Origin of the sequence: Halomonas sp. (genome assembly GCF_033549285.1) — a bacterium.
In the GTDB taxonomy this organism is placed as follows: domain Bacteria; phylum Pseudomonadota; class Gammaproteobacteria; order Pseudomonadales; family Halomonadaceae; genus Halomonas.
Genome location: NZ_JAWSUJ010000123.1, coordinates 1 through 10,519 on the forward strand (window position 1 = coordinate 1; position 10,519 = coordinate 10,519).

The window sequence follows — 10,519 nt, forward strand, 5'->3', positions numbered from 1 at the left end:
AGCCGGGTGCGTCAATTGCGCATGCCCGGATCTGAGGGGGGCCGGGTCGAGCAATCGCCCGGTCTACCCGACTAGGCCGCCCTGGCCTATGCAAGCCCAGCTCGGCCCCTCCAACCTTGTGTGCCACTGGCTTTGCCATCCATCCTCGCATCCCTCCATACCCAGATCCCATACCATCGCCCTCATCAACAACGCATTTCGCTGACACGCCTCAAGGTCACCGTTCGCTAATCGAGGAAAGGTTGATTAGGCTGTAATGTGAATGTATGTATCTGCCTGATGCTGTCATGTCACGAAATGGCGACACATCGGGCTTCTACGCCAGGGAAGGCGTCAGCACGCGTCAGGATTCCCTCGCGGTAGCGTGCCTGGTCATATGGCAGGAGATGGTTTCAAGCATGACTCTTCAAGTAAAAGCGCTGGAAAAAGAAAGGCATCTTGTTATTAAAAGCTAAATCACGGTTAAAAAACTCGCCATGATAGGCTTTTTCTATTGATAGTATTTCTCTATTGCTAATTTTGGTATTTCAAAAGGAATAGTGTGCAACTTAAAACCCCCCCGGCGCATGTGGCTGAAATAGCTTGTCGTATAATTGAAAAGCATTAAAACGAGAGAGGTGGTAAGAGATGAAAAAATTAGCAGTGTGTATGTGTTTGTTGTCGTTCAGTGGCTTATCAGGAGCTGCCGAGTTGACTACATTTCAATACAAAGATCATTCCGGTGACATATATGAGCTACGTGATGGCACTGTTTTCAAAAAAACTGGTTATGGCTATGTTGGTTATATGGGTTACAATGAAGAAGTAATTTTTCTTCAGGGTGATGTCGTTTGCATGAAAGGTGATCAGTACAAATACAAGCTTTATGAGGTTGGTAGTAGTTACCATTATTCCAGAACGACATACTCTGGTGCAGAAGCTTACGAAAAATTTGAAGAAATTTGTGGCGAGTAGTTTATTTTATTTATTTCAAACATGTGTGGATTTTTCGAAGACAACATAAACTTTATAAATGATCCTGTGCAGGTAGACGCAAAGCTTAAACGATAGTTTATCCGGAAACGGCTGCTGGACTTCAATCTTCATAAAAAACCACTCCGGCACCGAAGACCCATGCCAAAATTCTGCCACTATGAAATGCTGCTCTGGCTTCTCGATCGCCAGCAGCAACATTCGCACCACGACCGAGTGCAGATTTCATGTCATCAACGTCCTCTTTTGATACCGGAAGGTGCGCTACAAGGGGCTGGCCAAGAACCAGGCGCAGCTATTCAGTCTGTTCGGACTGGCCAACCTGGTGCTGGCGACACGATGCGAGGGCCAAGTTGATGGGGGAAGGTCAAGAGGTATCCATTAGCTCTTGGATCGCGAGCAGATCGAAGTGGTTTGCGACATGAGCCACTTGAGGCATGGCCTTTTCATTGTCCCAGCCGAGGTGCTTGATGTTCCAGCTGCCGATCAGGACATCGGCCTGTGTGGCCAGGGGAAGGAAGGCCAGCCAAGCAACTAACAGACGATCGACCTTTTCCAGTGTGCTCCATGCGTGAAACGGCCTATGGTCGTGTGCACATGGACAAAGATCAATCGGAGCCCGAGGTGATGGGCTCGATAAGCTTGGGATCGTTCTCGGCGGGTTTGTTGACTCGAGATGAAACGGGCCAGTGGGTTATGTACTCGGCGCTCAGGTGATGAATAACCTGGCGCAGCGTTTCACGGTCGGTCATGTCCGGATCGAGCCAGGGCTCCAGGCTCTCATCATCGAGGACAAGCGGCATGCGTGGGTGGATCTGCTGGGCAACGCCGCGAGCGGGTTCGGTCAGGATAGCGCAGCCGGGTGCACCGTTTGCGCGTTCGGCCCAGATGGCTGCGAACCAAATTGGCTCGCGATCCGCGCGGCACAGGAAGTGAGGTTGCTTCTGACCATCAACTGCGACCCACTCGAACCAGCCATCGGCCGGCACCAGGCAACGATGGTGAGCAAACGCCCCCTTGAAGTAGTTAGAGGTGGCCACCTTCTCGACAGTGGCATTGATCGGCTCGGGGGCGTTCTCCTTGGCCCAGTGGGGCTTGTAGCCCCACCACACCTCATCCAGCACTAGAGGGGAGTCGTCATCACGACGCCGGGCGGCAGAAATCCAGGTGCCGGGAGGGATGTTGTAGCGTGCCTGCCATTGCGCCTCTACTTCGGGCAGACCGAGGCGACGGGTGATGCGGGGAGGATCTGAGAACAGCGCGAAGCGTCCACACATGGGTCAATCGCTCCTGTTGATTTCATCGGCCTCGACCAGCAGGGTGGTGATCACCTGGGAGGCTGTCTGCCCCGACATTGTCTTGAGATGCTTGAGTGCTGCCTCGGCCTCGAGTGACAGGTCGATTATCATGGCCCTGGTCGGTGCTTCGGAAGACGCAGTACCCGTGTATTCCAGCCAACGCCTGAGTTCTACCAGCCGTGACACACCGATGCCCGACGGCTTACCGCGTTGGACCCTGCCGTTATCCAATGCCTCGATTAGGGCCTCTCGGCTGTTGATGCCTGCCTCGCAGAGGCAGTGCACAGTGCGAACGCTAAGCCCCTCATGCCAGGGCGCTTCCTGCTGAACGATCTCAGGCCAGCGGCTGATCCATAACTCGATAGCACTGGTCGGCTTGCCCATCGCGGCGGCGATGGCGTCGATGGCATAACCCTGCTCCTTGAGCTGCCAGGCCCGCCTCGCGAGCGTCTCGACTCGTATCATGGTGAAGAGCCTCCTTGCTGGTCACGTTGTCAGCATAGCAAGTGCTGGGGAAGCAGAGGTACTGAATGTGGTGCAGGCCAAAGGGAGACCATAACACTCGGGATGTATACGATGCGCTGGAGTGAGATGATCTATTTGGCTTATGTGAGTACAAGGAAAAAGATGATCCAAAGCGGAAATGGTGATAAAGAAACAGGATAGAAACAGGCTAGCACATCTGTATTTTGCATTTTTCTATATGGTAGAATTTACATTCCCGAACTGTGAGATGTCTATAAATATTATGGTGGGTTAGGAAGGTTTTTGCGTACAGAATAAAGTGTTAGAGGGTTTCGGTAATTCGATGTCAGAGTGTAAATCTAATACTTATCAGATCCTTTGGGGGACTAGTGAAGCTTAGGAAAGGGAAAACAAAGTCGATCTTGGACGCGTCAATTGATTCCGCGCTTCTTGCAGTCGAAGTCTATAACAAACCACGCACGACCTTCCGAAGTGAAGGTTTCATAAACTTGATGGTTATGGCATGGACGCGGCTCTTCCACGCCTATTTCAACGCCACGATTGGTGACCGTTATTACTATAAGAGGAAAAACGGACGCTATGAATTAGTCGATGGTGAGCGAAAGGCCTGGGAACTATCGACTTGCATCAAGAAGTACGACGAATTAGACAAGGCAGTGGAAAGTAATCTCAACTTCTTTATTAAGCTAAGGAATAAAATAGCGCACCGCCACATAGAGAAGCGAGAGGTTGATACCCTGATTTTTGGCGAGTGTCAGTCGCTGTTGTTCAATTATGAGTCCCTGCTAATCGCCTTGTTTGGAGAGGAATATTCAATAAACGAGTCGCTAGTTTACAGTCTTCAGTTCTCACAGATAAGAACGAAGCAACAGGAAGCGGCAAGCCGTTCAGCTCTGTCGAAGGACCTTTCAGATCTCGTATCATTCGTTGAAAAATACAGGAACACTCTCGACGAAGATACCTTCAACTCCCTACAGTACAGCGTAAAGTTAATACAAATACCGAAGATATCGAACACTAACCGGGCAGATGCGGCGGTTGAGTTTGTGCGTTGGGATACGCTTAGTGCTGAAGACAAAGAGGCATACGAGCAACTGACAGTTATCATCAAAGATAAGACGGTACGAGTCGAGGCCGCCAACGTGGGCCGAATCAAGCCGAAAGAGGTCGTTAGGCGCGTGAATGAGCGTCTCCAAGGGAAGTCAATAACACAACCCCTTCACACTGCACTCTACAAAATTTTCGATGTCCGTCCAACAAAAGGAGCAGAAGACCCTTTCGAGACCAACACACAGTATTGCATATACGATGAGCCGCATAATGATTATGTCTATCAGGATGCCTGGGTAGAGTTCCTTGTTCACTTCATGCAAACCAGTGGGCTTGAGCCAAAGGATCTTCGCGAGAAGGCTCGCACCGGCCAAACACTGAAGATCCATGATTACGCGCATTAGTGTGTTGATTGACAGAGAATGAGTGAATCTAATATCAGATCTGAGTCCGACCATTTGGAAGCCGCACCTTGGGTTTCAAACGGTTGCTCAAGGCTATTATTACATTATAAGATATGGGTGGGGTTAGATGACTTTAAGATATGAGTTGGAAAAGTTGCTCGATCAGACTAATGGCGAACGTGAAGTACATCGTTTCCTAAAAGAGCATCCTTGGTTGATCTGGGGAATGTTTTGCAATGTCGGGGGGCATTCGGATTACGTTCTTCCAGAATTCCGGTTACGAGATAAGTTTCGTGCAGATTTCGTGGTTATGCAGTCATATTCAGGTGCATGGGATGTCCACCTAATTGAACTTGAACCAGTAGGATCCAAGCTGTTCCGAGATTCGGATGAGAGGCCAGAAAAGCGTTTTCTGGGGGCCGTCTACCAGATCGAAGATTGGAAGAGGTTTATCAAAACTGAAGAGCAAACCTTCAAAAACTGCTTGGCAGATACTGCCATGACTTCGGATGTATTTCAACCTGAATACAACATGAGTTCAGAGCCTTCAAGCATGGCGGGGGATCTTTTGCGAAATCCCAAAACTTGCATCTGGTATAACTATCACATCGTTGTAGGACGTAGTTCTGAATTGAACAGCCACATGCAATACTTGAAATCATCTTACGAACATACGAACGATATTCGCGTCCACACGTATGACAGACTTCTCCGAGTTGCCGAAGCTTTCGATAATAAAACACCACTTTACAAAGCTGAGTTGCCGAAGTGAGACTAATAAATTCAGTATCACGGCTGCTAAGAGATTGTTGCTTCGCCACGATTACTTAGTTGGGCATGCTGGCAAAGTTATATCGAATGACGTAAAAGGTTAACTGTTAACTGGATGTAAACGTTAGCCGGCCCTGATGGATGTACTATGTCCAGTAGTAGCACAAAAAATATTAATCCTGTTCCGTATGGGAATTAATCTAATGCCAGAGCAATCCACCTAATCACCACTAGTTCTCCTGACCGAGGAGCATATGGACCCAATCTCAGCCCTGTTCGCAGCGGTACTCGATAGCACCTCAGGTGCTGTGAGCAATCATATGCAAGAATCATTGGGGACAGAGGTCAAAACTGTCACTGTTGATCACAACGAGCAACTTATTTCGTTCCAGCACCAGTTGTGGCGCATACGGGACGAATCTGTCTGTGTAGATAAAAGAGATAGAATGGCAGAGTTCTCCAAGTGCACCTTGGCAGCAAAGAAATTCTTTGCTGATGCATGTCGGTATCTTCGAGAGAATCAGGGAAGCGGATTGAAGTACGACAAGACGAAGAATATGTACTGTACAGCATCCAGCTCCTTCAGTCCTACGATTGCCTTTGTTACCCCTGCCAGCCAAGCTTCGCCGCTCGAGTTGGCGAAAAGGGAATGCAACAGATTGGTTCTTCAGCATTCGGCAAGCGCTGAGGCCCGCGAGGAGGCATGTGCGCGGTATCGAGCGTTAAAGAGCCAGGAGCAGTAAGGATAGGGCGCTCATAACTACAGGCATATTCGACAGGATGCCTGTGCCAAAAAAATTTCCACTGAGATAAAGCCTTGGATTATTATTTTTTCATCTATGAAGTGTTAAGGCCGTTGTGGTGGGTCATTCCCGTAGCCTTCCTGATTGGCCTGATCAAGTCACCATGGTTCAAGGGCCTTTTCGGAGAGGCTTTAGTTAAAGCGGCTGCCAGGTTTCGGTTGCCAGCGGAGACATACCGACCGATCCACAATGTCACCCTCCCTACGCCGGACGGCTCAACTCAGATAGATCACATCTTTGTGTCTCGATTCGGGATCTTCGTTGTGGAAACAAAGAACATGAAGGGTTGGATATTTGGTGACGAACATCAGGCACAATGGACCCAAAAGATATATCGGAAGTCATTCAGGTTCCAAAATCCGTTACGCCAGAACTACAAGCATGTAAAAGCTTTAGAGAACTCCCTCGATGTTCCTGCGGAAGTCATTCATTCGGTTGTGGTGTTCACTGGCAGTGCGAAAGTAAAGACTAGGATGCCGAAGAATGTCACTAGTGGTGGCGGTTACGTGACATACATCAAATCGTTTCAGGAAGTCGTTCTATCTGATGCGGAGGTTCAGGAGGCCTTCACGAAAATCCAGTCTGGAAGGCTTGCCCCGACACGTGAGACACACCGAGAACACGTTGCACAGCTTAAAACTCGGTCTTATCCTAATGCTCAGCGGAAATGCCCCAAGTGCGGAAGCAGCATGGTATTGCGGACATCGAAAAGGGGTAAAAATGCTGGAAATCAGTTTTGGGGATGTTCTGGGTATCCCAAGTGTAAGGTAGTGCAGGGGGGCGGCTAGTTATAGTACTGAAAGACTCCGGGTCGAATGTAATCGACCAAAAGTGGGCGTCATGAACGATACATTTGGCTTGTTCAAGGAAATACGAGATATAAGGTTACTTAATTTTTATTTTATATTAACCATAAAGGTAAGGAATCATGGGGAAATATGATTTAATTACAGATAGTGATATCAGAAGAGGTATCGAAGAAGGAGAGTTCAAGCTAGAAGACGTTTCCATAGTGAGGCATAGGACAGGTCATGTTGTAAAGCACTTGAAAAACAACGATGCTACTGAATCACCGGTTCCACCCACTATTTTTCAAGTCCATAAAAATATAATATATCAAGCCGACTTGGAACCAATACTATCGGCTATGCTAGAGCTTAAAAATTCAGAGCTATTTGAGGATCTAAATGAGAGGTATCAAATAGTGCTGAGTCATTTGAAGTATTATATATCTCATGAGAAGCGCTTGGATGAGCTTAACTCAAAATCCATGGAAGCCTTGACAATTTTTGATACGAGGTTAAAGAGGTGCCTAGAAGGTGTTAACACTGGTAGTTCCGCAAGTGTTGAGATATCTAGAATTTCAGAAATGCTGGAATGTTATTCAAAATTATCTTTTATTTACTTGCTAAGCACATGGTGGCTTCACAAAGAGGGAATAGCTAAAGATTTATTCTTGTCAGAAAAAATACATAACATGGAGAGTTTGGTGAAGGAAGTTTATAAGCACGTGCTGTGGGATAATAACCAACCACTTTCAGAGTCTGTGTACGCGTATTTATTTATCCATGGAGGTGAAAATATACACAAGATTGATAAGTTTATCAAAAATGACGATAGGGTCGAATCCGCGCTTGATTTTTTTGAATCGTACCGCAATGACTGCATGGTTAAAAGTGCTAGATCAAATCCCTCGTTTCAAGGCGTAAATAATATATGGCATGCAGAATATAATTTTGAGATAGCAGAAATGCTTAACAATTCTCTCGTGCAAATAAAGTGTGTAAAAAATAATTTCAACGAGCTGCTCGAAGCTGGAAATATCGATGGAAAAGATTGTGAGGCTTCAAGTTTGCATAAAGGGGACTACTTGCAGCACCTGTCCGTAATTTCACCACAGCTTGGTAATGTAAAATGAGATTTTTCCATACTAGACATTGTAGTATGCCCGCTGTTAGCCGGTAATTTAGTTTTAGCCTATGCCGACGGGCTCTGTTAGGCCGCTGTCGACCCTAAGCAGACATGCCGGAAAGACAGCAAGCATGTTTATCGGTGTTATGCAGCCGGCATGATGATAGGTGTTATAGTGCCGAGCTATGCTTAATGAGTCGAGATATCAATAGGATAAGAGGCGGTCGAGCGCGCAGGCGCGTTCGAGTGCAATATCGAGCGGGCGGCCTAATAGCTTGCAATTTGCTCATTCAGCCCACCAAATGGAGCTTGTTTTAATGGAGAAGATAAATTTTGAAAAGCAAGAGAAAAGCTGGGTAATCGTATTTTTCCCAGCCATATAGAGAATGATCCAAACGTGCTGTTTCATGGCTCCTGAGAAAGTTTTGCAGAAGCGATTACGGATCAAGAGTTACATTCGAAAAGTGAGCTTTACTCCAGCTCTTTTTCGAGGCACTCGGCCACTCCTCTCGGGTACACTTGCGGGAAAAGAGGCAAGGAAATGATAGGAATAGTTTTGGCAGCAAGATTCAAAAGTATGAAAACATCGAGTGTCAGGCAAGAGGGGGGGGGTTGTGTACTTGGATGACCCTGAGGATCAGCCAGAAATCATTGCCTACTGCTTTGTGCCGAGTGAATGCCGACATCTATAATTTTTACAGTTCGCAATACTCGCACGCAACAAAGTGCGCCGGCGCGCTCCGCATTATACAGGATGAATTCTCTATCTTAGAGGGGCAACATGGAAGGCGAAAAGTTAATAGAGAAACTGCCACTTTCGAGTAGTTGGCTGGAAGACATTGTCGATGTCTTGCTTAAAAGACCAAATGGAGAGGGTGAGATCGACTCAATTGTCGCTGCGCTCATGAGGACAGATCGAGATATCGGCGCAGAGGCTGAATCTACTGTTACACGTACAATTAATAACTATTGTCGCAACTCTGGGGATGCCGAGAAGAAGGCGAAGCACGAGATTTTCGAGCGATTAGCTCCTGGGTGCTACAGGCTCCTTAATTATCCTTCCCGGCCAGATCTTATCGAGATCCAAAACATTAGATTTGATGACTACGCGTATCAGAAAGCATGGGAATTATTTTATAAATCGGCGGCAAAGGATGAGAGATGGGCAGCAGCCTCAAAACGTAAGAAGTTAGAAGCCTTCTCCAGAAGCCTGCTTTCAAATGAGAGGTTAAGAGACTTTTTGAAAGCTTGTGGATCCGAACCGCCAGAGATTATTTAACAATGTGGTCAACCGGACAGAAACTGCACCACGCTTCTTTTCCATCCATTACCTGTGGCGTTAGTCTTTTAGGAGATAGCTAAAATTATGGCATTGATATCTCGAGAGTCGTTGGCCCGACGCTACAACGTCAACGAGGAAACACTAGTCGCGGCCATCACGGACGTACTTTCCCAGCTTCACGAGGAGATGTATAAGAAGCGAGGGACTGGAGGTTCACTGTCGCACCTTCGGTTCGAGTTTGGTGGCGAGGCTTGCTGGCACCTTTTTGGCATTCTGATGCAAGCCCATGGGAATGAGATATACACTCGCGATGCGAGAGCTGATCTGCTAACGGAAATGCAATACTTCGATGCGAGCATGTTAAGGCGATTTCGGCCGATACTCGAAAAATGGGATATCGAAGCTAAACAGGAAACGGACTTGGACGGCTAGCGGTAGAAAACGGGGGATACTTGTCTAAGTGTAAGGTCCCTGATGATCACGCCCCGTAGTGGTAGGGAGGAACCTTGACCAGCGCCCCCAGTCTGAAGCTGGCAGGCTCGACCACCGTTCGGCTTTGTTCCGCCGACATGCGCATTGCGGTCTTGGGGCCTCGCGGCTCCCCGAGAACAGTAGTCTGTTCCCGTGGCAGGGGATGCCAATTGACGATAGCAAAACGCCCGTTCGGCTTCAGGGTCTCAGCGATTTCACGGGCCAGGGCTGTCTTATCCGGTACACCGTGAAAGGTGTTGGCGATCAGCACATAGTCCACTGATGGATCCAGAAGACGGCTGAGTGCCATGGCGTCCCCCAGTAGCCAGCTACAGTTCGACATCCCTTCGCAGGCAGCTTGCGCCTGCTCAAGCATGACTGGGTCGAGGCCGAGACCGATGACGCGCCCCGCGCCCACCTGGCGGGCGATTGCGGCGGTGAAATAACCATCGCCACAGCCCAGGTCGACGACCTTCATACCCGGCTCGATGCGCAAAGCCTTGATGACCCTGTCGGGGTCAGGCCATAGAGAATGCCACCAGTCCTTGTCCGGCATGGCAGTGGCAGGAAACATGGAGTCCTGTACCGTCATTCGAGACCCTTCTTTACCCGCTGGTACTCCTCCCGGCCGATCTCGCCTCGTGCCAATCGCCGGTCTAGGACTACCGTCCCACGACTATTTCCCGTGGCGCGTCCCGCGTCCTCTACTTCTGTCAGCCAAGTCAGCGCTGCGTATGGGGAAGAGGGGCATGTGACAGGGAAGGTCGGGGGAAACATCTGTATCAGGGTAAACCATCACCACACCCCATGCCTCCAAATTAGGGACCTGCCCGCTTATTACCCATGCAGGCCTGCGCTCAACCGGTGGGCTGGTCGAATTCACCGAGTCCGACAAAAGGCTGTGTCTAACTATCCTTACGAACTGACCAGTGGCAGCGGCAATGTTAACCATGTTCAGGCTCTTGAGCGGTGCCCTGTTAATGGCCAAGTAAATTGACCCAGTACCGGCCAACGCTTCTGACCCACCCCCGAGGTGGCAGCGCTGCCACCATCCACCTACCGTGTCGGCTC

The 10,519-nt window shown here is 48.6% G+C and carries 10 protein-coding genes; 6 read left to right on the forward strand and 4 right to left on the reverse strand.

What is annotated here, in order from left to right; genetic code table 11:
• Positions 1 to 627: 627 nt before the first annotated feature.
• Positions 628 to 954 (forward strand): hypothetical protein, encoded by a 327-nt coding sequence (locus SCI24_RS19095; protein ID WP_318726884.1) that lies wholly within the window; start codon positions 628 to 630, stop codon positions 952 to 954.
• Between the two features lie 121 nt (positions 955 to 1,075).
• Here the strand turns inward: SCI24_RS19095 and SCI24_RS19100 are convergent, their stop codons facing one another.
• The 3 genes from SCI24_RS19100 to SCI24_RS19110 form a co-directional block, all read right to left on the reverse strand.
• Positions 1,076 to 1,201 (reverse strand): hypothetical protein, encoded by a 126-nt coding sequence (locus SCI24_RS19100; RefSeq protein WP_318726893.1) that lies wholly within the window; start codon positions 1,199 to 1,201, stop codon positions 1,076 to 1,078.
• Positions 1,202 to 1,580: 379 nt separating this feature from the next.
• Positions 1,581 to 2,249 carry an SOS response-associated peptidase gene (locus SCI24_RS19105; RefSeq protein ID WP_318726885.1) on the reverse strand — a complete coding sequence of 223 codons (669 nt, stop codon included), beginning with the start codon at positions 2,247 to 2,249 and terminating at the stop codon, positions 1,581 to 1,583.
• Positions 2,250 to 2,252: 3 nt separating this feature from the next.
• Positions 2,253 to 2,735 carry a hypothetical protein gene (locus SCI24_RS19110; RefSeq protein WP_318726886.1) on the reverse strand — a complete coding sequence of 161 codons (483 nt, stop codon included), beginning with the start codon at positions 2,733 to 2,735 and terminating at the stop codon, positions 2,253 to 2,255.
• Between the two features lie 422 nt (positions 2,736 to 3,157).
• On the opposite strand from SCI24_RS19110, the gene SCI24_RS19115 reads away from it, so the two are divergent.
• The 5 genes from SCI24_RS19115 to SCI24_RS19135 all read left to right on the forward strand — a co-directional run bounded on the left by SCI24_RS19115 (position 3,158) and on the right by SCI24_RS19135 (position 8,974).
• The gene (locus tag SCI24_RS19115) at positions 3,158 to 4,210 is read left to right on the forward strand and encodes a DUF3644 domain-containing protein (protein ID WP_318726887.1); all 1,053 of its coding nucleotides are present in this window, start codon (positions 3,158 to 3,160) and stop codon (positions 4,208 to 4,210) included.
• Between the two features lie 145 nt (positions 4,211 to 4,355).
• Positions 4,356 to 4,982, forward strand: a complete 627-nt coding sequence (locus tag SCI24_RS19120) for a Shedu anti-phage system protein SduA domain-containing protein (protein ID WP_318726888.1) — start codon at positions 4,356 to 4,358, stop codon at positions 4,980 to 4,982.
• Positions 4,983 to 5,825: 843 nt separating this feature from the next.
• Positions 5,826 to 6,572 (forward strand): nuclease-related domain-containing protein, encoded by a 747-nt coding sequence (locus tag SCI24_RS19125; RefSeq protein ID WP_318726892.1) that lies wholly within the window; start codon positions 5,826 to 5,828, stop codon positions 6,570 to 6,572.
• Positions 6,573 to 6,712: 140 nt separating this feature from the next.
• Positions 6,713 to 7,702 (forward strand): hypothetical protein, encoded by a 990-nt coding sequence (locus tag SCI24_RS19130; RefSeq protein ID WP_318726889.1) that lies wholly within the window; start codon positions 6,713 to 6,715, stop codon positions 7,700 to 7,702.
• 774 nt (positions 7,703 to 8,476) lie between these two features.
• Positions 8,477 to 8,974: a hypothetical protein gene (locus SCI24_RS19135; protein ID WP_318726890.1), complete on the forward strand. Its 498-nt coding sequence runs from the start codon at positions 8,477 to 8,479 to the stop codon at positions 8,972 to 8,974.
• A gap of 481 nt (positions 8,975 to 9,455) precedes the next feature.
• On the opposite strand, the gene SCI24_RS19140 is transcribed toward SCI24_RS19135, so the two are convergent.
• The gene (locus tag SCI24_RS19140) at positions 9,456 to 10,040 is read right to left on the reverse strand and encodes a class I SAM-dependent methyltransferase (RefSeq protein WP_318726891.1); all 585 of its coding nucleotides are present in this window, start codon (positions 10,038 to 10,040) and stop codon (positions 9,456 to 9,458) included.
• Positions 10,041 to 10,519 lie beyond the last annotated feature (479 nt).